The sequence below is a fragment of the Chryseobacterium sp. genome, from assembly GCF_045629545.1.
GTDB lineage: Bacteria > Bacteroidota > Bacteroidia > Flavobacteriales > Weeksellaceae > Chryseobacterium.
In genome coordinates this window covers 51,350-77,551 of record NZ_JAZQRK010000015.1, presented here as the reverse complement: position 1 = coordinate 77,551, position 26,202 = coordinate 51,350, and the positions used below count along the sequence as shown (strand labels likewise).

At 32.3% G+C, this 26,202-nt stretch carries 25 protein-coding genes; 7 read left to right on the top strand and 18 right to left on the bottom strand.

Annotated elements, in window-relative coordinates; all coding sequences use genetic code 11:
• Nucleotides 1-44: 44 nt before the first annotated feature.
• Genes ACKI42_RS03705 through ACKI42_RS03695 form a run of 3 tightly spaced genes read left to right on the top strand, consistent with a single transcriptional unit; the run spans nucleotide 45 to nucleotide 3,702 of the window.
• Nucleotides 45-1,004 (top strand): D-2-hydroxyacid dehydrogenase, encoded by a 960-nt coding sequence (locus ACKI42_RS03705; protein WP_407402573.1) that lies wholly within the window; start codon nucleotides 45-47, stop codon nucleotides 1,002-1,004.
• 7 nt (nucleotides 1,005-1,011) lie between these two features.
• Nucleotides 1,012-2,256 (top strand): DUF1015 domain-containing protein, encoded by a 1,245-nt coding sequence (locus tag ACKI42_RS03700; protein ID WP_407402571.1) that lies wholly within the window; start codon nucleotides 1,012-1,014, stop codon nucleotides 2,254-2,256.
• Nucleotides 2,257-2,304: 48 nt separating this feature from the next.
• Nucleotides 2,305-3,702: a M28 family peptidase gene (locus ACKI42_RS03695; protein ID WP_407402569.1), complete on the top strand. Its 1,398-nt coding sequence runs from the start codon at nucleotides 2,305-2,307 to the stop codon at nucleotides 3,700-3,702.
• Between the two features lie 48 nt (nucleotides 3,703-3,750).
• Here ACKI42_RS03695 and ACKI42_RS03690 read toward each other — a convergent pair whose 3' ends face one another.
• The 8 genes from ACKI42_RS03690 to ACKI42_RS03655 form a co-directional block, all read right to left on the bottom strand.
• Complete coding sequence (locus ACKI42_RS03690; protein WP_407402567.1) at nucleotides 3,751-4,227, bottom strand: M23 family metallopeptidase; 477 nt, start codon at nucleotides 4,225-4,227, stop codon at nucleotides 3,751-3,753.
• A gap of 375 nt (nucleotides 4,228-4,602) precedes the next feature.
• Nucleotides 4,603-5,133, bottom strand: coding sequence for a hypothetical protein (locus ACKI42_RS03685; protein ID WP_407402565.1), 531 nt, complete (start codon nucleotides 5,131-5,133; stop codon nucleotides 4,603-4,605).
• A 15-nt stretch (nucleotides 5,134-5,148) separates the two neighbouring features.
• Nucleotides 5,149-5,640, bottom strand: a complete 492-nt coding sequence (locus ACKI42_RS03680) for a tetratricopeptide repeat protein (RefSeq protein ID WP_407402563.1) — start codon at nucleotides 5,638-5,640, stop codon at nucleotides 5,149-5,151.
• Between the two features lie 122 nt (nucleotides 5,641-5,762).
• Nucleotides 5,763-9,152, bottom strand: coding sequence for a hypothetical protein (locus ACKI42_RS03675; RefSeq protein WP_407402561.1), 3,390 nt, complete (start codon nucleotides 9,150-9,152; stop codon nucleotides 5,763-5,765).
• A gap of 26 nt (nucleotides 9,153-9,178) precedes the next feature.
• Nucleotides 9,179-9,865, bottom strand: a complete 687-nt coding sequence (locus tag ACKI42_RS03670) for a hypothetical protein (protein ID WP_407402559.1) — start codon at nucleotides 9,863-9,865, stop codon at nucleotides 9,179-9,181.
• A 619-nt stretch (nucleotides 9,866-10,484) separates the two neighbouring features.
• A complete protein-coding gene (locus tag ACKI42_RS03665) occupies nucleotides 10,485-11,492 on the bottom strand; it encodes a peptidylprolyl isomerase (protein ID WP_407402653.1) in 1,008 nt (335 codons plus the stop codon).
• Between the two features lie 82 nt (nucleotides 11,493-11,574).
• A complete protein-coding gene (locus ACKI42_RS03660) occupies nucleotides 11,575-12,084 on the bottom strand; it encodes an FKBP-type peptidyl-prolyl cis-trans isomerase (RefSeq protein ID WP_407402557.1) in 510 nt (169 codons plus the stop codon).
• Between the two features lie 101 nt (nucleotides 12,085-12,185).
• Nucleotides 12,186-13,250, bottom strand: coding sequence for a branched-chain amino acid aminotransferase (locus ACKI42_RS03655; RefSeq protein ID WP_407402555.1), 1,065 nt, complete (start codon nucleotides 13,248-13,250; stop codon nucleotides 12,186-12,188).
• Between the two features lie 84 nt (nucleotides 13,251-13,334).
• Between ACKI42_RS03655 and mnmD the strand changes: the two genes are divergently transcribed.
• The gene (mnmD, locus tag ACKI42_RS03650) at nucleotides 13,335-14,009 is read left to right on the top strand and encodes a tRNA (5-methylaminomethyl-2-thiouridine)(34)-methyltransferase MnmD (protein ID WP_407402553.1); all 675 of its coding nucleotides are present in this window, start codon (nucleotides 13,335-13,337) and stop codon (nucleotides 14,007-14,009) included.
• Between the two features lie 50 nt (nucleotides 14,010-14,059).
• The gene (locus ACKI42_RS03645) at nucleotides 14,060-14,476 is read left to right on the top strand and encodes an NUDIX hydrolase (RefSeq protein WP_407402551.1); all 417 of its coding nucleotides are present in this window, start codon (nucleotides 14,060-14,062) and stop codon (nucleotides 14,474-14,476) included.
• A 20-nt stretch (nucleotides 14,477-14,496) separates the two neighbouring features.
• Here ACKI42_RS03645 and ACKI42_RS03640 read toward each other — a convergent pair whose 3' ends face one another.
• Nucleotides 14,497-15,204 carry a DUF4294 domain-containing protein gene (locus tag ACKI42_RS03640; RefSeq protein ID WP_407402549.1) on the bottom strand — a complete coding sequence of 236 codons (708 nt, stop codon included), beginning with the start codon at nucleotides 15,202-15,204 and terminating at the stop codon, nucleotides 14,497-14,499.
• A 53-nt stretch (nucleotides 15,205-15,257) separates the two neighbouring features.
• Between ACKI42_RS03640 and ACKI42_RS03635 the strand changes: the two genes are divergently transcribed.
• Nucleotides 15,258-16,334 (top strand): M28 family peptidase, encoded by a 1,077-nt coding sequence (locus ACKI42_RS03635; RefSeq protein WP_407402547.1) that lies wholly within the window; start codon nucleotides 15,258-15,260, stop codon nucleotides 16,332-16,334.
• A gap of 325 nt (nucleotides 16,335-16,659) precedes the next feature.
• Entirely contained in the window at nucleotides 16,660-17,310 is a 651-nt protein-coding gene (gene rpe / locus ACKI42_RS03630) for a ribulose-phosphate 3-epimerase (RefSeq protein WP_407402545.1), read from the top strand.
• A 358-nt stretch (nucleotides 17,311-17,668) separates the two neighbouring features.
• On the opposite strand, the gene ACKI42_RS03625 is transcribed toward rpe, so the two are convergent.
• The 9 genes from ACKI42_RS03625 to ACKI42_RS03585 form a co-directional block, all read right to left on the bottom strand.
• Nucleotides 17,669-18,085 (bottom strand): nucleoside-diphosphate kinase, encoded by a 417-nt coding sequence (locus tag ACKI42_RS03625; RefSeq protein ID WP_102981000.1) that lies wholly within the window; start codon nucleotides 18,083-18,085, stop codon nucleotides 17,669-17,671.
• A 328-nt stretch (nucleotides 18,086-18,413) separates the two neighbouring features.
• A complete protein-coding gene (rsgA, locus tag ACKI42_RS03620; protein ID WP_407402542.1) occupies nucleotides 18,414-19,340 on the bottom strand; it encodes a ribosome small subunit-dependent GTPase A in 927 nt (308 codons plus the stop codon).
• 75 nt (nucleotides 19,341-19,415) lie between these two features.
• Complete coding sequence (locus tag ACKI42_RS03615) at nucleotides 19,416-20,495, bottom strand: chorismate mutase (RefSeq protein ID WP_407402540.1); 1,080 nt, start codon at nucleotides 20,493-20,495, stop codon at nucleotides 19,416-19,418.
• Nucleotides 20,496-21,002: 507 nt separating this feature from the next.
• Entirely contained in the window at nucleotides 21,003-21,263 is a 261-nt protein-coding gene (locus tag ACKI42_RS03610) for a hypothetical protein (protein WP_407402538.1), read from the bottom strand.
• Nucleotides 21,264-21,619: 356 nt separating this feature from the next.
• Nucleotides 21,620-22,705: a DNA polymerase III subunit gamma/tau gene (gene dnaX, locus ACKI42_RS03605; protein WP_407402536.1), complete on the bottom strand. Its 1,086-nt coding sequence runs from the start codon at nucleotides 22,703-22,705 to the stop codon at nucleotides 21,620-21,622.
• 71 nt (nucleotides 22,706-22,776) lie between these two features.
• Nucleotides 22,777-23,415 carry a TetR/AcrR family transcriptional regulator gene (locus tag ACKI42_RS03600; RefSeq protein ID WP_407402534.1) on the bottom strand — a complete coding sequence of 213 codons (639 nt, stop codon included), beginning with the start codon at nucleotides 23,413-23,415 and terminating at the stop codon, nucleotides 22,777-22,779.
• A gap of 394 nt (nucleotides 23,416-23,809) precedes the next feature.
• The gene (locus tag ACKI42_RS03595; RefSeq protein WP_407402532.1) at nucleotides 23,810-24,409 is read right to left on the bottom strand and encodes a DUF6705 family protein; all 600 of its coding nucleotides are present in this window, start codon (nucleotides 24,407-24,409) and stop codon (nucleotides 23,810-23,812) included.
• Nucleotides 24,410-24,563: 154 nt separating this feature from the next.
• Nucleotides 24,564-25,040, bottom strand: coding sequence for a transposase (locus ACKI42_RS03590; RefSeq protein WP_407402651.1), 477 nt, complete (start codon nucleotides 25,038-25,040; stop codon nucleotides 24,564-24,566).
• A gap of 574 nt (nucleotides 25,041-25,614) precedes the next feature.
• Entirely contained in the window at nucleotides 25,615-26,163 is a 549-nt protein-coding gene (locus ACKI42_RS03585) for a hypothetical protein (protein ID WP_407402530.1), read from the bottom strand.
• Nucleotides 26,164-26,202 lie beyond the last annotated feature (39 nt).

Sequence of the window (26,202 nt, the reverse complement as noted above, 5' to 3'; positions counted from 1 at the left end):
TTGATCAACCCGCAATCTGATTTCTAAATTAAAAAAACACACCTATGAAAGTTTTAGCAAACGATGGTATTTCCAAGGCCGGTGAACTTGCACTAAAGAAGGATGGTATTGAAGTTTTGGATAACAGAATTGCCCAAAATCATCTCATCGATTTTATTAATGATAATAAAGTAGATGTACTATTAGTAAGAAGTGCAACCAAAATACGCCAAGAGCTTATCGATGCTTGTCCCAGTCTAAAGATAGTGGGACGAGGCGGAATTGGAATGGATAATATCGATGTTGAATATGCCATAGATAATGGCCTATACGTCATCAATACACCCAATGCATCATCTAGATCAGTAGCCGAATTGGTATTTGCTCACTTTTTTTCATTAGCGAGATTCTTACACGAATCTAACAGACTAATGCCTTTGGAAGGAGAAACACAGTTCAACGCAATGAAAAAATCCTTTAGCAATGCTTATGAACTTTCAGGTAAAACTCTTGGAGTAATTGGCTTTGGCGGAATAGGAAAAGAAGTAGTTAAAATGGGAATTTCTTTAGGTATGAAAATAAAAGTTCTTACCAGAAATCCCAAAACCGAAACCATAAGTTTGGATTTTTTTGACGGACAAACTGTACATTTCGAAATTACTTCTACAAATGATATGGATGCTTTCTTGAAAGACACCGAATTCATTAGTATAAACACTCCCAAAACCGAAAAATATATTATAGACACTTGTGAGTTTGAAAAAATGAAAGATGGTGTTTATATTGTAAATACTGCAAGAGGTGGCGTGATCAATGAAGTTACCTTGCTAGATTTTATTGAATCTGGAAAAGTAGCAGGTGCAGCATTAGATGTTTTCGAGACAGAGCCAACTCCAGAATTGATATTACTTATGAATCCTTCCCTTTCTCTTACTCCACACCTTGGTGGCAATACCATAGATGCACAAGAAAAAATAGGACTAGAGCTCGCACAACAAATTATTGAGATTAAAAAGAAATTATAAATTACCTATGCCTGTTTTTAAACCATTTCGCGGAATTAGGCCTCATAAAGAATATGAAGCAACCTTTCCTACACATCCCCTAGACAATTTTACACAAGCCGAAATTACCGAAAAGGCTCAGGTTGAGAAAACGTACATCAACATGATAAAACCTTACGTAGTAAGTAAATCTAAAGATGTAGATAGGAATTTAAGAAAAATAAGATCTACTTTTGAGGAGCTTGTAAAGGAAAATACTTTGGTACAAGATAATTCATCTTATTACCTATACGAGCAAATATACCCTAATAAACAAATCTTCAGAGGATTGCTTGGTCTAGCAAGCATTGAAGATTTCGTAAATGGTAAAATAAAAAGGCACGAAAGTACAATTCCGCAAAAGAAAGAGAAGCTTGCCCATTATCTTGAAAAAGTAAATATACAGGCAGAACCTGTTTTGTTAACTTATCCGTCCAATTCTAAAATAGAACTGTTGATGAATCATGAGGAGAAAAACGTACCCATTTTCAACCATGTAGACACCAAAGGCATTAGACATAAAATTTGGAGAATAGATAATCGTCTGAAGCTTCAACAGTTTAAGGAGGTAATAGACCAAATAGAATCTTTTTATATAGCAGATGGACACCATAGGATAGGTTCTACTGCAATGCATGCGGCACGACAGAAAGAAAAAAATAAAAAACACAATGGTACAGAAGCTTACAATTTTGTATACAGCTTCATAGTATCCAACCAATCTATCAAGATACACGATTATAATAGAATAGTAGATAACATAGGAAATCTATCGACAGAAGAATTTTTGCAAAAATTAGAAAAGTATTTCTTAATTCATAAAAAAGAAGAAACTCCTTATTATCCTTCTCAAAAATTTCATATTTCAATGTATTTGGATAACAAATTTTATTCTCTTCACATGAAACATGATCTAAGATCTCCAGAAATGTCATTAGATAACCTAGATCATCATCTTTTTGATAAGTATATTATAAAAGATATTTTGAAGATTGAAAATTCTGATAGCTCCGACAAAATCTCTTATATTAAAGGCACATCTAATATTGAAGGCGTAAAACTTTTGAAAGAGAAAGTAGACAAAGGGGAAGGCAAAGTAGGATTCAGTATTTATCCAGTGAGCTTTAATGATATGATAAAAATATCTGATCTAAAGCTTAGGATGCCACCAAAGTGTACCTTTATAGAGCCTAAATTGGTAACCGCATTATTAATCTACGATATGAAACAATAATTCATGTTTTTTCATTATTTTTAACACCCAAAAAGAAATGGTTTGACAATGAAAAAACTAGTATACATCCTACTTCCACTCTTCATGAGTGGATTTTTATTTTCTCAAAAAAAGCCTATTAAAAAACCAAAACCAATTGCGAAATTTAATTATATAGAAGAATTTAAAAAAATATCAGATGAAATTCTCGTCAATGGCGTAGCTTACAATAATCTTGGTGAACTGACTAAAGGGGTCGGGATAAGATTTAGTGGGACTTCTGGCTACGCTAAGGCTACGGAGTGGGCAGAAAAAAAGCTGAAAGAGGCTGGTGCAGAAAATATTTGGAAGCAAGAAGTGAAAGTCCCAATTTGGATGCGTGGTAGAGAATCTCTACAAATAAAGACAGATAATGGAGATTGGAAAAATATTAGAATGCTTTCTTTTGGTAATTCTGAAGGAACAAAAGGTAAAGATCTTGTTGGCGACATTCTTTTGGTAAATGACGTACAAGAATTGGTAAACCTGACCAATGCACAAGTAAAAGACAAAATAATATTTGTTAATTATCCTATCGATCCTAAAATCATAAATACAGTAGATGCTTATCTCATTGCTGCAAAATCCAAACTACTTTCTGCCTCTGTAATTGGCAAAAAAGGCGCCAAAGCATTAATCATTAGATCTCTTACTACCTCGCATGATGACGTTCCTCATGCCAAGCAGGTATATTATGAACCAGATGATAAAGTAAGGATACCAGCAATGACAATTGGTGTAAAATCTGCCAATGAGCTTGAAAATTTGCTTAAAAAACAAACGGTAAAGGCTAAAATTAATATGACCGCCGAATCGAAAGGTGAAACTATTAATCATAATGTTATCGGAGAAATTCCTGGAAAAAAAGATGCAAAAGTGATTGTTTTGGGAGCACAATTGGATTCTTGGGATTTTGCAGAAGGAGCTAATGACGATGGCTCGGGTGTTGTACAATGCATTGAAGTCCTCCGAGCGTTTAAGGCATTAGGGATAGAAAACAATCATACCATAAGAGTTGTATTGTATGCCAATAGCGAAAATGGTGGACAAGGAAGAGAAGCATACGCAGCGTATGTAAAAAAGAAAGAAGAAAAGCATCTCCTGGCATTCGGCACAGACTCTGGTGGCTATACGCCAAAAGGTTTTTCTCTAGATATGTCGCCTCAACGAAGACAACTTTTCAATCCTTGGAAAAGCTATTTTCTACCTTATGGAGTTTATGATTTCGAACAAACTACCGCCATACAAGATATTGCACCGCTGAAAAAGCTAGATATTCCGCTAATGGAATTGGTAGTAGATACGCACCGTTATTTCGATTATCATCATTCTACCGAAGACACCTTTGATAAAGTGAATAAAAGAGAACTTCACCTAGGAGCAGCTGTGATGACACAAATGATTTTTATGATAGATAAAAATTGGTAAACAATAAAACCTTCCGAATTTGGAAGGTTTTATTGTTTTTACTAAAAATTAAGGTTTTACTTTGTCGCCTTTTTTAAGAGTTGAAGCTTCATAATTTTCAAACTGTATTGGAGTAGAAACGAGTCCTTTGTTAGTGGGTATCTTACAATTAAAATGAAGGTGCTCACCATCCATATAACCTGACATTCCGGTTTGAGCTATCACTTGTCCTCTATTTACTCGATCGCCTATTTTTACGAGCGAACCATTTTTTTTAAGATGTACATATTCACAAAAAAGCCCTGAATCTGGATTATAAGTTGTGATAAAATTTGAAAACGGAGTATAAGATTTATCTTCTCCAAATTTGGTGTTATGATCTATGATTCCTACTACAAAACCATCATCTGCACTATAGACTGTATCATTTTTCTTTAAATTAAAATCTATCGCATATCTACTATCAATTGTAGAATGTGAAAAATCACCATCAAAACCTTGCATCACTGTATATTCTTTTTTGAAAGGTAATACGAGATTATACATTTTAATTTTTCGGTTAAAATCACCATAATTTATTACAAATTTTATGGAAGGTTGTTTTTCTTTAATTGGTGTAAAGCTGAAAAGAGAATCTTGTAAAGGTTGTAATGTTAAGGTATCAAATTTCCTAACCAAATCATTGTCTTCAGATTTAAGAGTAATCCAAATGGGACATTGTAAGGTATTTTTAAATGCAAAATTCAGATTTCCATTTTCTAAGATAAAATTTCCTTGAATTTTTGCTGAATTTCTTACCTCCTGTTTGGTTTTACAACTGCATAAAAAATACGATAGGACAACGATTAAACAATTTTTTAATCTATATATGAATTTTCTTTTGTGATGTTTTACTACATCATTTAGCATAATTATTCGCAATTATTTTAGTTTAAAATTTTTAGACCAATCGTAGAATTCTGCCATTTTATCTTTGTTTTTCTCTGTAAAGAGAGTTGCATTTTCGTCTTTCTGAGATAAGAAAATAGAGTTAGCATAAGGTTCAATCATATTCTTATCTTTCATCTCTATGAAATAAGGAACTATATTTTCCCAATAATATCCTTTTTGATTTTTTCTACTTTCTTTGAGGGCGCTAACCATTGTTGTAAATTTTTCTGTAAATTTTTCAACATCCGTTTTATTTTTATTCTTTTCATCAAAATCTAATGCTGCAGACATAGAAAGCACCAAATTGGCAGTAGCAAAATCGTTTTCAACCCCTTTTTTGCTTTTATTCTCATCAGGCATATCAATCCCTATATTGATAGATTGATCGCTATTTTTGTTTACGCCTTGCATCATCAAAGTCAAAACTGAATCTAAATTACTCTTGGCTCTAGCAGATTTGTTATCAATAGAAAGATACCTACTCGATAACAAAATTGAAGCGATGCGATTGGGTTTTTCCATTATCGCTAAAGCGTTTTAAGAACTGGTATGATTTGGATTGAGCTTAATTGAATTTTGAAATGCCTTGTTGGCTTTATCATATTCTTTGGCGTTGTATAATGCAATTGCCATATTGTAATACAATTGGTAATAAGTAGGATATAATTTAATTCCTTCCTCGTATATTTTTATTGCTTTATCTATTTTACCGAGATGATCTAGACAATTTCCATACGTTACATAGATGGATTTGGAATCCTTATCCTGAAAATGTTTGAGTATGATTTCACAAATTTCTATTGCCTCATTGTATTTTTTTGAAGCCTCCAAAGTGAGTGCTTTTTCGGTCAGTGCCAATAGGTTATTTCTATCCAACGATAATGCTTCATCATATTTAGCAATTGCCTCTGTATAGTTGCCAGCGTCATGCAGAGTAATCCCTTCCTCTACCTTTTCGTAGGCTTTTTTTTTATCTTGAGCAAACGATAGTGTAGATATAAAGATAAGGGCTAATGAGATTTTTTTCATAGGTTTAGTTTTGTGAGCCAATATACTATAAAAACCAAATCTAGCAATAATTATAATCAAAAAAAAAAAAGGACAACCACTTTGCAGTGATTGTCCGAGAAATAATAATTTGATCATATTAATTATTTTGCTCCAGAAACTGATATACTAGGATTTATTATTCCATCGCTACAATTTTGCAATCTAATTCTAAGATATTCTGGTTCACCATAATTACATCCTTGTCTAATAGATTGTATTTTAAGCAGAAGAATACCATCCTTCTCGTCACTTGTATATAATCTCGAGAAATCGTAATAATCTGTAAAAGTTTGATTGGGATTTGCGTGATGACTGGATAATACCAATGTAGAATTGGGGATATCTGCAGCTGCCAAGATACTTTTAATTGGCGTTGTAGTGCCAATTTCATAAAGTGGCATCCCGCTTTCATCCGTTAAATCGTCTCCCCATGTAAGCACTTTCGCTAATGATACCACATACGTTGTACAGTAATCTGGTTTCTGTACTCCAATAGGTTCAGCAGCGCAAATCTTTGTTACTTGTTTCGGGTCAGACTGACCATCAAACATCATCTGTGGCTGAATTCTGATATCATAGATTCTTAATCCATCACCAATATTCACATTGATCGTCTGAAATTGTCTTAGTTCAACTCTGTCAAAAGGAACTGTAATGGGTTTTGTAAGAACCGCTTTTTTATTGTTTCCAAAATTAAATAATCCAATATCCATCACTCTAAATTGCTCTAGATTGTCTTCTCCAACTTGTGCATCACCCAAGTAATACACTAGTTTAAAGTTCCCCAATTGAAGAAGGCTAAGATTGATTAGGTTTATATTAGGATAGTTAAGTACCAATCTTATTTGATCACCAGGTTGAGCTTTTTGTTTCAACTGTACTTGCAGGAATTGCTGATTCAGTACGCCCACTGTAGAATTAAATAACGCATAACTATTATAATCGTTATCTACAGCGTAATAAGGATATACAATAGATGAAAGTGCAGAAGCTACGTTAAGTACCTCAGATCTATTTCCCCAAGTTACATCTTCAGTAAAATTATTGAGTGTAATATTTTCATTCACCACCGTGTTAACATTTCCATTAATATCCTTTTGTGATGTTGGATATAGTAAGGTGCTATTTGCAGTATCATTAGTGATGCTGTATAATAATGGCGTTACGGTTTTATTTGGCTGAGAACAACTTCCTATCACTGCAGTTGCTTCTTCCTCAATGTAAGCGTAAAATACACTTCCTAAATCTGCTACTCCTAATAATGAACCTAACTGAATTCTAACTCCATTAAACTCTGCATTCTCTCCATTTAACTTTTTTGGAATGAATGAATACATAAATGTATTATCCCCTTTCAATAGATCCAATACACCTCCTTTTACACCATAGGTTTTACCTTTGTTACTAGAATTGAGTATTGAAATATTATTACTATTAGTAGCCGTTGTACTTCTTGCGATGACGGATATACCACCCGCTAGCTTTAATCCAGAATATTGCTCACCAAGTTTTAAGGTAACCCTCTTTCCTGCTAATTCTGCCGGAGTGTATAATGTAACACCATCAGGCTTTACAAAATATAAATCAATACCAACAGTTCCTATTCCTAATAATACAACGCCTCCAGATAAAGTTGCATATCCAGCATTATTATTATTTACTGCATGATCTCCGTAGAAGGTTTTACTAGCCCCAGAAGTCCATGTGATAGCCTTATTGGCGTAGGTTCTTACTTTAGTAGAGGTGCAATCTGCAACATCATACACATTCACTTGAAAGTTTTCTGTGACTTCGCATCCAAGTGGAGAAATAGCTTTTACAGTGTAATCGAAACTGCCTTTTGTATTCAATACTTCTGTAGTACCTGTAATCACAGCTCCTAAGTGATCGTAATATTCTATTGTAGAATTAGGTACTGTCGTCGTAACTGTGGGTAAAGTGAACGTTGAGCCTTTACTTGCAGAAAAGCTTTTTACGTTATTCGAAAAGCTTATTGAGTTAATTTGAACATGCGCATTGATGATATTAGAATAGGCATATTGATTATTTGTACCAGAATAATAACTAGTAGTTTTCCTTCTTATTAAGATACTATTGGTAATATTATTAATAATAATTCCTTCTCTTAACGGAGCTGTCCCCAAATACGAATAAGTAGCGTCAGTTGAACTATCATTCAAGGGTTGCCAATTAATACCATTATCTGTAGATATTTCCCACGAATAACTTACAAGGTCTAAATTGGTCACATTATCTGCATCACCATGAATTACATTATTAATCTGTAAAATATTGGCGCCCGGGCAAAAGATATTGTTGCTTGTTGCAGATACAGTACCCCCTTTTACTGTAGTTGAATTTACTATTACGGTGAGGGAAGACTTTGGACCTTCACATCCTCGAGAGCTAATCTGAGAATAGTGATAAGTAGTACTACCAGTACTTGCGTTCGGAAATGGTGTATTGGGTAAAATTTCTGTATAAATAGAATTTTCTAGTTTATAAAACTTATACTTCGAAATATTGGTATCCGTAATCCCAGATACGCTTTGTGCAGTCCAATTATGTCCTATATAGGCTTCTTTACTTTTGTTTCCTGGTGCTGGTATTTTATCAACTTTTATTTCGTCTAAATTAGTAAAAGTAATAACGTTTCCTGGCGTGGCACTTGTTTCATTAGCGCTCATATTACCATATCTGATAGATGTTAATCCAACAGAAGTATTAGAACCAGTAGATGAAGATTTTTTATATGAAAAAGTAATTTCTCCAAAAGGTACAATTTCGGTACTAGCAATTAAACTTTTATAATATTGAGTTAAACCTCCTGTATATGACCAGTTTGGGTCATTATCAGATAAATAGTTTACAGAAGTAGCGTTAATTCTAAACTTATATCCTGCATTATCATTTCCAACAATATTTTGTGGAACCGAACCTATATTTACGATATGGAGAGTAAATGTTCTTTCATTAGAATTATTTTCATAACATGCAGCATCAACGTCATTCCATAGGTAAAAACTTGCGTTATTTGAACTGTTTGTTAAATTATTAGAGGCATCAAATAGAATAATTTGTGCCGTGGAAGTTTCATTAGAAATGGCATTTTTGATTCTATACTGAAGCGGTTTTCGTGGCATAATTGTACCTGCCACTACGATCACTTGTCCGGTTTGAGACAAGTAGATCCCTGTAGGCCAAACACCCACTTTTTCTATAGTAGCGTTGGCATTGGGTCCTCCCACAATCACATGCTCTGTCACATTGATCCTGTCATTTGCTACAATATCCAACTCCATCCCATTGGCATTAAACAGCGAAGCATCTCCATTAGCTTGAATTCCTAAAAAGGAATTACTTTCATTATTTTCAGTATTATATTTTTTAAAGTAGTCAGGAGCAGAATATTCTGCATTCATAAGGTGAGAAGACAATACGCTACTTATCAATAAGGCAGTTCTACACAATTTTTTGTTGAGTATATTCATAATGTAATTTTAAATGTTAAAAAGAATTATTTTTCTTTCAAAACAATATTCATAAAAGAACCATTACGGATGATACTATTGCTTATTACTTTATAACTCAGTTTTCCATCAGTGGATAGCGTAATATCTGAAAAGACATTTGTATCTGCTGAGGTTATAAAATAATGGTAATTGGTTGCTGGTTTCACAAATTCTGCTAAATTGGTTCCTGCAGTACTTGTGTACATTGGAGTTTTAAATTGTGCACTAAACAAGGAATATAAATCTACTGTATACAATCCATCAACTGTTACGGTAAAACCACTATTAGCCATTGTAAGCCTTGAGTCAGTAGCATTAGTAGGTAATAAGATAGAAGGCGAATAGAAGAAATTGGATTTATAGGTGATATGCTGCCACTTGTCATTTTCAGCATCGTACATATAAAATCCTGTAGATTTAATATATTCTGCAGAATTACTAGCGGTACCTGCACCAGTGCTCACATTATCTACATAGATTAATGTAGAATTTTCTACATTGGTCATATTTAGCGCTTTCTCTTTGTCTATTCTAGGAATAAGAAGCCCTTCTGCAATATTTTCGTTACCTGATGTCGATAATTTAGCTCTGATGTCTAAAGTTGCTTTAGGATTTTCAGTATTTATCCCTACTTGAGAAAAAACTTTAATCCCTGACAGAAGCAAAGATATAATTAGTATAGTTTTTTTCATAATAAATAAATTATATTTTATTTTACTCAAATATATGATTTATATTAATTACTATTGGCAATATAAAGTAAATATTATTTCATATTAAATAATTTTTAAATGTAAAAATTTAAAAATATAGAGTGTTTTATTATAATATATTTACCTAAAATATCACTAATAGTAGTGATTAATTATAAAATTCAAAATTTTATGACAAATTAATCTTTAATAAAAATTTTTGTAATATATTATTTTAAAGGCAAAAAAAATAAATGATAATAGAAATATTAATTATATAATGCTACTGGTATTATCTTTCAATTAATTTTTTAACATATTTTAATAAATAAAGTGTAAGATTTCAATTAGAACCTGTATTACAATCTTTTTTACTATTGTAAATAATCTCTAGACTTGCATATAAGTTCTAATGCTCTTTTATTTAAATTTAGATTTAAAGTGGTTTACAAGTGGCCTAAGTGGAAAATATTCTCATTTGATAATCAAAAATCAAAATTAGAAGAATAGTGGTATCCTAAATTAATATTACTTGTTGATATTAACAACCAAAAAAATAATAAGTCAACGCAAAAGCCAGCTCAATAGAGCTGGCTTTTCAATTTATAACAATGTGCAATTAAGGTACTTTTACCAATTCCACATCGAAGACTAACCAAGCATTTGGCGGTATAACTCCTCCTGCTCCTCTTTCTCCATAACCCATAGCTGGAGGTATCAATAAAGTAGCAGTTTCACCTTCTTTTAATAATAAAATTCCTTCATCCCATCCTTTGATTACTCTACCCATTCCGATAGGAATTTCAATAGGCTCATTTCTTTTGAATGAAGAATCAAACTCTGTTCCGTCTACCAATTTACCAGCATAATGTACTGCAATCTCATCTCCTACTTTAGGAGATTTTCCCGCAGGTAATGCTTTTGTAATTTTGTAATATAACCCAGACGGAGTAACTTCCATTCCAGCTTTTAGATCTTCTAGAGCTTGTTTTTTTGCCGCTTCAGCTTTTTCAGCCATTGCTTTATTATTTGCCTCTATTTTTGCTTTACCCTCCGTAAAGGTTTTTGCAGCATCGTACCCTTTGTACTCATCACCTTTGCTGAAAATAGAAACTTTTTCTAATACAATATCAGTTTTTGGCTTATCTTGAGGTCCTTTCTCTACATTAGCAATCGTATCTATCACTTCAATTCCTTTTACAACCTTTCCAAAGATGGTATGTTTACCATCTAGCCAAGGGGTAGCAATCTCTGTAATAAAAAACTGAGAACCATTGGTATTAGGTCCAGAGTTTGCCATAGACAACATGCCTTTTCCTGTATGTTTAAGGTCGTTTTTCTCATCCGCAAATTTATATCCAGGATCTCCCATTCCTGTACCTTGAGGGTCACCTCCTTGGATCATAAAGTCCTTTATCACTCTATGAAAAATTGTTCCATCATAGTAAGGAACTCCTTTAGCTTTCGCTTTGTTATCAATTTTCCCCTCTGCAAGACCAATAAAATTAGCCACAGTCACCGGTGATTTTTTTTCTTCAAACTGCACGATCATGTTTCCTTTAGTGGTTTGAAGATTGGCATAAAGTCCGTCTCTAAGCCCTTCGTAAGTTTCTTTGTCTACGTTCATTTTCTTATAAATTGGAGTACAACTTAGCAGCGAAACACTTGCTGCCGCTAAGATGATATTTTTGTTAAACAATTTCATTTTTTTACAGAACTTTTAATTTAATAATTAAAGGAATATCATTATCAATTTTATTTTGATCACCATAAGTACCAAATGCTAGTGACGAGGGCACTAACAATGTAATCTCTTCCCCACTTTTCATCAGTCTCAATGCATTTTCTACAGCAATGATTTCATCAAAATGTCCAAATTTTACATTTTCTCTAATAATGGGCTGTTCGTAAATTTTAGTTTGATCAAAATCATATAGATCATAAGAATATGATACTACTTCATCATTTTGCTTTCTTTCCCTTTTGTCAAAACCTTCCACATCAGTCCAGTAATTACCCTGCGTAGGATAGTAAGAAATTTTCTGATTGTTTATCCAATCATGAATTTGTTTTCTTTCTAATAAATTCAAATTCTTCGAGCGATCTCTGGAAACATCCAAATCTTTCTTATTCAAAACTCCTCCCACGGGCGGTCTTACAGGATTATTCCTATTACAACTCACTAAAGCTAATGCAGATATAAAAAGTACTTTTTTCATAAAACTTATGCGAAAATACACATTTCAGAGGATATAAAAAAACAAAAAAGCCAAGAATAAATCTTGGCCACCATTATTGAATCCGAATAGGAATAATTGCATTATATTTCTTTATTTTCCACCAAAACTCTCCACCCAAATGTATCTTCAGAAAGATTGTTTTGAAGATTTACCAAATCATTTTTCAGGATTACTGCATAGCTATCTTCATCTGCTAATGCAGGAAGAGCTAATTTTTCACCATTGTGACCCAATGCCTTGAAAACCGTGGTAACCACAGCTGTACCAACTCCCCAAACTTCTTTCAAAGTTCCGTTTTTGTGAGCTTCTACAACATCTTTTACCGCGATAGGCGCTACTCTCATATCAAAACCTCTTTTGTTAGCCAATTGTATAAAACTATCTCTTGTGATACCATCTAAAATTTTCTCAGAAGTAGGTGGCGTGTATATTGTATCATTTATCCTCACAAACACGTTCATAGTACCACTTTCCTCGAAATACTCGTGAGTAGCATCATCTGTCCATATTATCTGGTCATATCCTTCATCCATTGCCAATTGAGTTGGATAAAAAGAAGCCGCATAGTTACCTGCTGCTTTTGCAGATCCTACACCACCACTCGCAGATCTAGAATAATGATCTGAAATTTTCACAGAAACAGGCTCTGCATAGTAGCTTTTAGCAGGTGTTGCAACAATTGCAAACATATATTTTTCTGAAACTCTAGCTTTCAATGCCTCTTCAGTAGCGAATATCAAAGGTCTAATATATAATGACATTCCTTCTCCTTGAGGTATCCATGCTCTGTCTAGATTAACCAAAGCCTTAAGACCATCCAAAAATATCTCCTCCGTTACTTCTGGCATTGCCAAACGCTTCGCAGATTTATTGATACGCTCAAAATTCTTTTCTGGCCTGAAAAGAAAAACCTCTCCATCTTTGTCTTTGTAGGCTTTCATGCCTTCAAAACAAGCTTGTCCGTAGTTCACTCCCATCATTGCTGGAGTAAACAACAAAGGACCATATGGAACCAACTTTACATCTCCCCATTTACCATCCTCATATTCACAAATAATCATATGATCGATAAACGTATTTCCAAAAGAAAAATTAGTAGGATCGAAAGTAGAAATTCTTGCGTTTTCAGTTTTTTGAATTATCATTTCTTAAAATTTTTATGATGTTCTACAAATTTAACATAATTTTTTAAATATAAAAATTTTAGATTAAATTTGAAAAAAAATAGTGTGAAAAGAGAAGTACAAACCACGAAAGACGGGAGTAAAACATTATATATTAACGATTTAAATGAAAATTATCATTCTCATCACGGAGCCCTACAAGAAGCACAACATGTGTTTATTAAAAATGGATACAATTTGATTTATGATTATGATGTTAATATATTAGAACTAGGTTTTGGAACAGGTTTAAATGTTTTAGTTACAATTGATGAATATTTAAAAAATAACAATAATAAAAAGGTACATTACATCACATTGGAAAAGTATCCGATAATTGAATCTGAAATGGAAGAATTGGGATACGAATCTCTATTTGAGAACGAAGATTTAAAAAATATTTATCAAAAAATTCATCAATGTGAGTGGGATTCTGATATAGAAATAATACCAGGATTTACACTAAGAAAAATCAAGTGCGATTTTTTTGAGCTTAAAAATCTAACGATCCCAAAGATAAATCTTGTTTATTTCGATTGTTTTGGAGCCAGAGTACAACCTGATTTGTGGGAATACCCTTTATTTGAAATGGTCTGCGATAAGATGTCTATAGGAGGTCTTCTCACAACTTATTCATCAAAAGGTAGCGTGAGAAGAATATTGCACGATTTGGCATTTAATGTAGTAAAGGTGGACGGCCCACCAGGGAAGCGAGAAATGATAAACGCAGTGAAACAATAAATTCGCTTCTTTATTATTTAAACAATTTATATTTTAATCTTATTCAAAGTATGATAGACACCTTTAATATAAGAGTATATGCCTGCGTGGTACAAGATAACAAAGTGCTCACATTGTACGAAAATTATGCAGGAAATGCTTTGCTGAAACTTCCTGGTGGCGGACTAGAATTCGGTGAAAGTTTGAAAGACTGCCTACGTCGTGAGTTGCTAGAAGAACTTAATGTAAAGATAGAGGTTGGATCTCATTTTTATACCCAAGAGGATTTTTTGGTATCCAAATTTAAGAATAATGAGCAGTTGCTTACGATATATTATCTAGCAAAAATTGTAGAGGGAGAAAAAATTTGCATTATGGACGATGGAATCTATAAGGTGGATTGGAGCTCTTTGGAAAGCAAAGAAAATCCGTTTACACTCCCGATAGATCGAATAGTTTTTAATTTATTAAAAGAAAAATTCCTGTAAAAATATTTACAGGAATTTGTTTATCTTGAAGCTTTAAAATCGTTTGCGCCCGGATAAGGTTCGAGGTAACCAGAATTCCAGTTTGATTGTAATAATGATTCTAGAAATTCATCGGTTCTGTTTTTATAGGGATTGTATTCATCTTTTAAATCAATCTCAGCCATTTTTCCTTTTAGATTCCACCAAAATGCACTCCACCCTCCTCTTAACTCTTTAATAATTTCGAAAACATTTTTTCCTGTTCCTCTATTCATTAATTTTGCAAATATTTGACCTTCTGTAGTAGTGAGGTCTCTAAGTTGCATTTCGTATTGATCCGCTAATATATTTTGTCTATCTTTAATATATTTCCTTTTAGCACTAGTATTGAGATCCGTCATTTCATTATGTATATCCTTATATTGCTGTAAAGCTGTTACAAAAAGTGGATAAACTCTATACAACTTCTTATTAAGGAAATAGTAGTAATTTTTATCAAGTTGGTTATTGAATTTTGGCTTATTTAGAAGTACCAACTCATCCATTACCACTACAGTTTCTCCATTAATCTCATAGATTCTAGCCTTCTGACGCACATCATAATAATACCTATTACCAAACTCATCAGTATTTAGTTCTTGCTGAGGATACTGGCTTAAAGGTTTTGCAATCACCGAATCTCTTGTTTGACCTAATACGATACACCCAAAAAAGAAGAGAAAAAAAAGGGTAATTTTATGAAATTTCATTATTTTTACACATATTTAACATAATTTAATAACAAAAATCATTCCCTTTTTATATGAAATTTGAAAATACCTCTCTAAAATTCCTAGAGAATTACCTAAATACTTCATCTCCAACAGGATTTGAACACCTAGGACAGAAAGTTTGGATGGATTACATTACTCCATTTGTAGATAAAATAGAAGTAGATCATTACGGTACTTGCTATGGAATAATTAATCCAGGAGCAGAGTTTAAAGTAGTGATAGAGGCACATGCAGACGAAATCTCATGGTATGTAAATTATATCACAGATGATGGTCTTATCTATGTCATTAGAAATGGAGGATCTGACCAAACAATAGCCCCATCCAAAGTTGTGAACATCCACGGTGAGAAAGGTATCGTAAAAGGAGTATTTGGATGGCCAGCGATACATACCAGAGGCGCTAATGCTAATGAACCAATTCCAAAAATTGAAAATATTTTCATTGATTGTGGTGCTACCACCAAAGAAGAAGTTGAGGGAATGGGAATTTTTGTAGGGTGCATGATTACCTATCCAGATGAGTTTTTTGAAATGAATAATCGCTATTTCGTTTGTAGAGCTTTAGACAACAGAATCGGTGGTTTTATGATTGCTGAAGTTGCTAGACTTTTAAAACAAAATAAAAAGAAGCTTCCCTATAGTTTATACATCACCAATTCTGTACAAGAAGAGGTTGGATTATATGGGGCAGATATGATTGCTGATACCATAAAGCCCAATATTGCCATAGTAACTGATGTTACCCACGACACCACAACTCCAATGATTGAAAAGAAAAAAGAGGGTGACCAAAAGTGTGGTAATGGCCCGGTTGTATTTTTCGCTCCAAGTGTTCACCATATCATCAGAGAATTAATTATTGATACCGCAAAAACAAAGAAGATTCCATACCAAAGAGCAGCAGCTAGCAGAGCTACAGGAACTGACACAGATGCCTTTGCACACTCCAATGGTGGTGTACCAAGCGCATTGATTTCTTTGCCCCTTCGATATATGCACACTACGGTTGAAATGGTTTCTAAAGAGGATGTAGGAAACGTAATCAAATTGATCTATGAAACACTCTTGAAAATTACTCCAGAAATGAAACTTAAATACCATTAAATTAAGAATGTGTAAATAATATTTTCTTTGAGGATATACCTTCCTTTTGTTAGGTATTGGAAACTATTTTATCTCCATATAATATTTATTGAATGATAAGATGTGTTCGCTCAATAGATTGACTTAGAATCAACTCATATTCTTAAAAGCTGAATATTTTAATTATGTTCATTCGGATTATTTATAATTGATAAACTAGTTATATATAAAATTTCATATAATAAAGTTAGCAATCGAAATAGCAGTTTTGATCGGAAGCATTCTGATGATAACTGTAAGTTTGCTTACCTATTTCAAAATAAAAGTAAATTTTTAAAAAGTATACATGAAAACTAAACTAATAGCGCCTTCTTTATTAGCTGCAGATTTTGGAAATCTTCAAAAAGACATAGAAATGCTGAACAATTCTCAAGCAGATTGGCTCCACATTGATATTATGGATGGAAGATTTGTACCCAACATTTCATTCGGGTTTCCAGTGATGAAAACCGTCCAGCAAAATTCTAAAAAATTTCTAGATGTACATCTAATGATTGTAGAACCAGACAACTACGTAGACGAATTTATTGCTTATGGTGCAGATCTAATATCTGTACATTATGAAGCCTGTGCCCATCTGCATAGAACTATACATCATATCCAAAGCAAAGGAATAAAAGCGGGAGTGGTACTCAATCCCTCTACTCCAGTTTTCTTATTAGAAGATATTATTTCCGATGTAGATTTGGTGTTATTGATGAGTGTAAATCCAGGATTTGGGGGACAAAAGTTTATTGATAATACATACAAGAAGATTGCTCAAACTAAAGATTTAATTATGAGTAATAACTCTACAGCTCTCATTCAAATTGATGGTGGTGTAAATTTAGATAACGCATCAAAGTTATTCGATGCAGGAGCTGATGTATTGGTTGCAGGTAATGCTGTATTTGCTAGCGAAAATCCAGAAAAAACAATAGAGTTGCTAAAAATGTAACCATACAAAAAAGGCAGTTGCTTACACTGCCTTTGATCTCATACAAGTTGAGAAATATAATTGGTTATTAGTTTTACTTCAATTACTATCTAATCATTATTTGTATGGTGTAAAGGTGAGTATTTTTTAAAAAAAATGGATCAGGGATTTTACGGAATTTTACAAATTAACATAAATATTTATAAATTCAGACAACCAGATTTATATTACATTATTATAATTATTACAATAATACATTTTATTTAATATAAATAAAAATATTGGTCGAACTAGGATGTAATAGGAAGAGTATATTTATAAATAAGTCCGAAATAAAAATATTTCGGACTTATTTATATTTTGACATGAAAAAAATTATCTAGAAAATCTCTCTCCCAGAAAAATGAAATTGTGCTTCTATAAGTGCATTCTCGTTTGAGTCTGAACCGTGAACTGCATTCTCACCGATGCTTCTAGCAAACATCTTTCTGATAGTTCCTTCAGCAGCTTCAGCTGGATTAGTAGCTCCAATTAAAATTCTGAAATCTTCAACAGCATTGTCCTTTTCTAAAACAGCTGCAACGATTGGGCCTGAACTCATAAAGTCAACTAGCTCTCCATAAAAAGGTCTCTCAGCATGTACTTCATAGAATTTCTTAGCATCAGCAATAGTAAGTTGAGTTAATTTTAAAGCTTTGATTTTAAATCCTCCTTCAGAGATTTTACCTAGAATAGCACCGATATGCCCATCCGCAACAGCATCAGGCTTAATCATAGTGAATGTAATATTAGACATATATGTATATTATTTAAGTCCACAAAATTACAAAAAATTTCGGTAGATATCCCGAATATGTTTAAACATTAAGAAAAATAAAAAAAGGCAATACTTAGGTTTATTTGGCACAGCATTTGCTTCTAATAATTCGATTCTCATGTTTAATTTGAGTTTTCATGGTTATTAGTTTTTACCCAGCTTCGGCTGGGTTTTTATTTACAAAAAAAACCTAATTATGTTATTGAATTAATAATATAATATGTGGCAAATTTCAATCAATACAAAGGAAAAGCAATTAGTCTAATAAATAAAATAATCGCTGCTGCATATTCTGACTAAAATAACTTTACATTTTCATTGCTTCATCCGCTTCTTCCATTAATTTTATATACGTAGAATATCTAGAATATTGTATTTCGCCACTTTCTACAGAATCCAAAACCGCACATTTAGGTTCGTTAATATGCATACAATTGTGGAATTTGCACTCTTTTCTTTTTCTGAAAATCTCTGGGAAGTAATGTTGAACTTCTACTTTCTCGATATCAATCATTGCAAATTCCCTTACACCAGGTGTGTCAATTACATTACCACCAAAATGCCAAAAGTGCATCTGTGCGAAAGTAGTGGTATGTTTTCCTTTGAGGTGAGAATCTGATATTTCTGATGTTCTAAGATTCAAATCGGGTTGCAAAGCATTAACAAGAGTAGATTTCCCACAACCTGAGTGCCCAAAAAAGACAGACGTTGAGTTTTGCAATAATTCTTGCAAAACTTCCAAATTCAATTTGGAATACGATGAAATCTCTAAACTATCATAGCCAATCTCTTGATACATAAATTCAATATCCTTCACAATTTCCTGCTCTTCATCGGATAGAACATCCATTTTGTTGAAGAGAATTAAAGGCCTTATATTGTAGGCTTCACAACAAGACAAAAATCGATCTAGAAAACCAAGAGAAGTTTCTGGATGCTTCAGAGTATATATAAAACATGCAATATCTATATTGGAAGCGATAATATGAGCTTCTTTAGAAAGATTTACTGATTTTCTAATTAGGTAATTTTTTCTTGGTTCAATCTTCGTGATCCATGCTACATCATCCTGCTCCAACTGAAATTCTACAAAATCTCCTACAGCAAGTGGATTAGTAAGCCTCGTTTTAATCAATTTAAATTTACCACGAATTCTAGCTTCATATATGGTACTCGTTTCTGCTTCCAAAACTTGATACCAACTTCCTGTAGATTTTATTATTTTACCTTTCATACTTATTTTCCGCAACAAAGATATGGATTTGCTATTTAGGAATTTACTCAATTTTCAAATCTATCCTATTTTATTCTAACGGTCGATCATAATATTATTTTGTACATCAATAGATTCTTCATGTATTGCCTTGAAAACCTTTTCAATAAAGGATTGAGACATGCCTGTTTCATTGGCTTTCTGCACCGCATATTCGGAAATAATTTTCCAACGATCTGGCTGAAAGATCGCAATATCATTTTCCTTTTTCAGTTGTCCAATTTTTTCGGATATTTTCATTCTTTGTGATAATAGTTCGATCAATTGAAAATCGAGGTCAGAAATAAGCGTTCTATGTCTTCCCATTTCACCATCAAAACTTCCCAACTCTGGACTTCTCATCTTCAAATTGAAAATAAGTTCTGCCAGAACTTCAGGGGTAATTTGTTGAGATGCATCACTCCATGCTTCGTCAGGATTGCAATGCGACTCTATGATGGCACCTTGGTATCCAACATTCAATGCTTCTTGTGTAATAGAAGCCAATCCTGTTCTATTGCCACAAATATGTGAAGGATCGATTAACATTGGTATATTTGGAAATTGACTCTTAAAATCAAGTGCGATTTGCCAATTTGGGTTATTTCTATATTTCGTTTTCTGGTAGGTAGAAAAACCTCTATGAATAACCCCCAAATTATAGATACCTTGCCCTATAAGCCTTTCTAGTGCACCTATCCATAAGGCTAAATCTGGATTTACAGGATTTTTCACAAGCACCGTCTTCTGTGTTCCTCTCAGTGCTTCTGCTATTTCTTGTACGGTAAAAGGATTTACCGTGGAGCGTGCACCAATCCATAGGATATCTATATCAGCCTTTAATGCAGCATCTACATGATGAACATTGGCGACTTCCGTGGCTGTTTTAAAACCATATTCTTGCTTAACGTTTTTCAACCAATTTAGTCCGATAACACCTACTCCTTCAAAGCCATTAGGCTTTGTTCTAGGTTTCCAAATCCCTGCTCTATAGATGGGAACTTGCACATTGGTTTCTTTTATTCTTCTTGCAGTTTCTAGCATTTGAGATTCGCTCTCCGCGCTACAAGGTCCTGCAATCATCATGGGTAAAGAATATTCTTTAATCCAATCGTTTTTTAAATCTATTAGGTTCATCTGATGATTTATTTTAATTAATTTGAAAATATAATTTATTATTCTCCCTTTTTATAATGAGATTATAGTTCTTTTCAAAAAAATAAATGTACACAGAGTAATAAGTAAGGAAAAGGAAGAAAAATAGTATTTCCCTAGTTTTTTTTGAGAAAGAAATTGATCTATCTATACCAATAAAATCGGTAATCGCAATAGAAATTTCTAAAATAAGGATACGTAAAACCAACAACACTGCTTGAAATACGAGCAGCATTTAAAACCAAAAGGTTATTGTGAGAAGACAAATATGGCATAGAAAAATGACCCATTATAGAATTGTCTGTTTTTTTTATGTTTAATTTTAAACAAATATATAAAAAAAATAAATCTAAACTATTTTTAAGCGATAAATATTCATTCAAAAATCAAATAAAAACCATTAAATAAGTTGCTACTATTTGCTGAACAAAAAAAAATTTATAAGACTAGAATTAACAGAGTTATCAACAATAACTTATTTGAAAATATTTATGATAAATCAAAGCTTAGCAAATCGTCAAGATCTTTAAGATTAGGATTTAAACTAACAAAAGTTTCAAAAATTTTCTTCTTGGTAACAATTTCAACCTTTAAATTTTCTTGATCTCTCAAATATTCTATAAGGATAGAATGATTATTCACTTTTGTTTTAAAATGATTGAAAAAATCATTACTAATTTTATCAAACTCAACTTTTGCAGAATCTGATGGATACATCACACGAATTCCTTTCTCATGGATTTTAACCAATTTAAAAGTCTTGATAGCATTAAATATAAAAACATCCTTATGGCGAAGCTGTCTAAGAAACAGGTTCCACTCTGCTTGCAAATCTGTTTCGGTAAAATGATTTTCTGCTAGGGAATTATTTTTTTTTGGAGTTACGGATTCCTTCTCTTCTTTTTTATCTTCTTTATTGATAAAAGACTTAATGCTAAATCCTGTAGAAATTTTGGGTTTTGATAATGGTTTCGCAGCTATCTTTTGTGTAGAATCTTCTGATTTTATCTCAGCGGAGTTTGATTGGATAGATAATATATCCTCAGTAATTTCGTTTTTTACAATTGGTTTTACGTTTTGTTCTTCCTCAAGAAACGGAGCTAGTATTATAAACTTTTTTTTTTTGCAATCTCCCCAGCAGCGCTGAGTGAAGTAAGTTGCATCAGTGCAATCTCCACTGTAAGTCTCGGATTTTTAGAATTCTTATAATTAATATCTGCATGGTTACAGATTTCTATAGCATCTATGATGAGTTGTGGACTCCAAACTTTAGCTTGATCAATAAATTTTATTTTTGTTTTCTCTCCAACTTCGATCAACTCTATCGTTGTAGAGTTTTGAGCCATCATCAAATTTCTAAAGTGACTCCCCAAACCTGCAATAAACAAGTGAGGATCAAATCCTTTTTTCACAATATCATTGAAAGCTAAGAGAACTTCCGGAATTTTATTTTCTATGGCTAAATCTACTATTTTTAAGTATTCGTCATAATCTAATATGTTCAAAACTTCTGCAGCTTTGGCTAGCGTAATATTTTTTTGTGAAAATGTAGAAAGACGATCGAATATTGATAGTGCATCACGAAGTGCGCCATCTGCTTTCTGTGCGATAAGGTATAAAGCATCTTCCTCATAAGCAATTTGCTCTTTTTCAGCAATGCCCATAAGGTGTTTTTGTATATCTAAAATAGTAATCCTTTTGAAATCGTAGATCTGACATCTGGATAAAATAGTAGGAATAATTCTATGCTTTTCTGTAGTAGCAAGAATGAAAATCGCGTGTGCTGGTGGCTCTTCTAAAGTTTTAAGGAAAGCATTGAATGCTGCTGAAGATAACATATGGACTTCATCAATAATATATACTTTGTACTGACCAACTTGAGGCGCAAAACGAACCTGATCTATCAAATCTCTGATGTCATCCACAGAGTTATTAGAGGCTGCATCCAATTCATGTATGTTATATGCGAAGCCATCTTCTGACATAGAGCCATCTTTTTCATTAATTTTTCTGGCTAATATTCTAGCACAAGTGGTTTTTCCGACTCCACGAGGTCCACAAAAAAGCAATGCCTGAGCAAGCTGATTTTCCTCAATAGCATGTTCTAAGGTATCTGTAATGTGAGATTGGCCCACGACAGCATCAAACTGTTGTGGACGATATTTTCTTGCAGATACGATGAAATTTTCCATACCTCAAAAGTATGAAATATACTTTAATTTAAAAAGTATAAACTCTTCAAATTTATGATTGTTGCTGAAATTTACTCTACGAGTTCTTTAGATTTGTAAGTCAATTCTACTAACGTATCAATTGCTTTAGCAATATCTTTCCTACCTTCTGCAGACTTTAGATCAATACCGCAAAATGTGGTTCCATTGTGTAAGGTGTATAAATTGAGATGATGTATCCCTCCTACCAAGAGTGCTACGATCGCTCTATAAGTACGAGCTTCATTTTCAAAATGTGGATCTGTAATATGTGCAAAAAAACGTTCGCCTTTCTCCTCTCTTTCTTCTAATAATTTTTTTAGAATCGGTTTACTTTCCGAAAGTTCCCAAACGATAATTCGTTGTAATTCTTTATTTTTGTGAATACCGTCAAATTGATTTTTTAATACATTTTTTACAAATTTTTCACCTTTATCATCAAAATTATCATTGGGATCTACATCTATATTGCTCCAATAATCTTGAGATTTAATATATTCTTCAATTAGATTTTCCGCAGATCCAAAGTACTCGTAGATGAGTTTTTTATCGAAACCCGCAACATCAGCAATTTTGCTCACCAATAGTCCTGAGTAGCCTTTTGTTTTTATAATTTTTCCTACTGCACTCAGTAGCTTTTGTTTGGTTTTCTCACGATCTCGTATAGGTCCTTGGACAGTTTTTCTAGGCATATTAATAGGTTATTGGGTGGTGTTGAAGTTCTGATTTGAATTACGGTACTCTGGATAAATTATCAAATCCTTTGACCTGTATTAATTGCGTAAATATAAAACAGATATTTAATTAGAAATGCAAATATGAAAAATATTTTTTAATTAAAAATGATAAGAATACAATAAGTTACCCTCGTTTCACTAAACCAAAAATTAGTATTTCTTAGCTGAATTTTAGGCTGTTTTGGTGTATTTATTTTGTGGTTTATTTTTTATTCCTTGATGATTTCGATAATAGTATTTTTCTAGCCACTGTTTTATTCCTAAATAAAGATCAAGTCCGTTATCTTTTGGATTGAGATAAATGTATCGAATTTTTAGGACGGGACATATCATAAAATAAATTAAAAAATTATTGTTTTATGAGTGTAAATTCTCCTTTAGGTAATGAAAAATCAGGAGGATTCATATTTTCAAAATCTGGTAGAATATCTGTTACTTTTACTTGCAATACCTCTTGACCATTTACAACTGTTTTTCTCATGTAAATGGTTGCATGTCTGTCAGTAATTCGATCAATTATTTTTGAATCTAATCTTTGTTCATTAGAATTACATTGTAGACATTTCCAACCTCTAAAATTATTATCAATTGTCGATACTCCTGCAATCGCATGTTTTGCATATTGATTATTATAAACAACATCTAAATTGGATAATGTATTCGATTTTTCCACTCCATTTACAATATATTGATATTCCCCAATGATTAAATCTTCATAATAACTGCTGTTATATTGTTTTATTTTTTTTACAAGAATTATTTTTAGACTTGTATTTCCGTTGGTGTAAAGAAAAGTTCCTTCAAATTGATTTAAAATATTGTGAATATCTTTTCTATAATAGCCAGTTGGTTTATTAAGTTCAGAATCATTGATATCAATAGTAATACTTTGAGATTTAAATAATGAAATACTAGAAAATAAAGCAAAAATAAAAATTATATTTTTCATTGGTTTGTTTTTTTATTTACAATCGGTTGGTGTTACAATTACCGTATCCGAATTTTCACTGATGTTTAATTTATTCCAATTTGTTAAATCTGCATTGGCTTTATTAGTTGCCCTCGTTTCACTAGACCAAAAATTAGTATTTCTTAGTTGAATTTTAGGATGTTTTGGTGTATTTATTTTGTGGTTTATTTTTTATTCCTTGATGATTTCGATAATAGTATTTTTCTAGCCATTGTTTTATTCCTAAATAAAGATCGAGTCCGTTATCTTTTGGATTGAGATAAATGTATTGATATTTTAGTGTTCGCCAAAATCTTTCAATAAAAATATTATCTAGCGCTCTTCCTTTGCCGTCCATAGAGATTTTTATATCATTTTCTTTCAGATAATTAATATACTCAAAACATGTGAATTGAGATCCTTGATCCGAATTCATAATCGCTGGTTTTCCATGAATTTCTACTGCTTGTTGCAACACTTTTAAAGATTCTGAAGCTTCCAAACTATTACTCAAACCCCATCCCACAATATATTTGATGTATACATCAATAATTGCAGTCATATACATAAATCCATTTTTCATCGGGATATTGGTGATATCGATCTGCCAAGCGTGGTTGGGATGAGTGATTTTTAAATCTCTTAATAATTAAGGTTGAATATACTTATTTTCTCCTCTTTGAGTAAGCTTTCACAAAATCTAAAAGAGCAAAAAAATATCTAGAAAACTTATAATGATGATTAGTGCAGGGATCAAAGCCCTGTACTAATTTTTGGTTTTTTGCTCTCATTGTATGAAAGAGTTTATTTCTATTCAGCAAAAACTAGGTTTACATTTCGGCATATTTTTCAATTAAAAATTCTTCCAAAATGCAGAGCTAGTTTATTATTTAAATTGACTAATTAAATAATATAGGGTATTTAAATTTCGTTATATGCCATTGGTAAATAGTGTTTTATAGAAAAGCTTAAGTATGGTATTTTAGTAAGTACACCAAAGCAACTTAAAAATTCAACTAAGAAATACTAATTTTTGGTCCAGTGAAATGAGGGTAAATTAGATAGGAGCACCGTCTTTAAGATCATTGATAAAATGCTTACTATCAAAAAATTTAAAGATTTTTTTGCTAAAAATGCAGCGGCTTTGTAAACCAAAAACCCACCGCAATTGCGGTGGGTTTTTGGTTATTCATAGATTGAGATTGTTATTCGTCATCCTCTATGTTTTCATACTTATAATCCGTTAGTACTAATATTCCAAAATACTTCCATTCAAACTCATCTTGATAATTAATTCTTAATATTAATGTTTTCTTTGTTTTTTGAAGTATCTCAATAGAATTAATTATTTTATGATGGGAAGGATATTTCCCATGTGGTGAGGAAGCTATAAAACTTTTAGAATTTTCTTTTGCCAAATTAAATTCGTCAAATATTCCTAATTTTATTTTTTTCTGAGATTTAAGATTCTCGGATTTCAAACAGATTATTTTTTGAAAATCTTTATTTGTATCATCATATTTGTATAAGCCTTCTTTGTCGGAATCATATTTTAAATATTCATATTTCATTTTGGAAGTATCTTGCTTAAAATAATCAAATATTCCTAAATTAACTTTTTCATTATTTAATACAGCTGATTTATAAGTTACAACAATAGGATTGTAAAACTCTAAAATTTGACCTTTTACTATATTGGTTAAAGATAGAAGTAGGATATATAAAAATGCTGTTTGTTTAATTCTATTTGTCATTTTTTCTCTTTTTTTGCATCTTCTCTTACTTGTACAAGC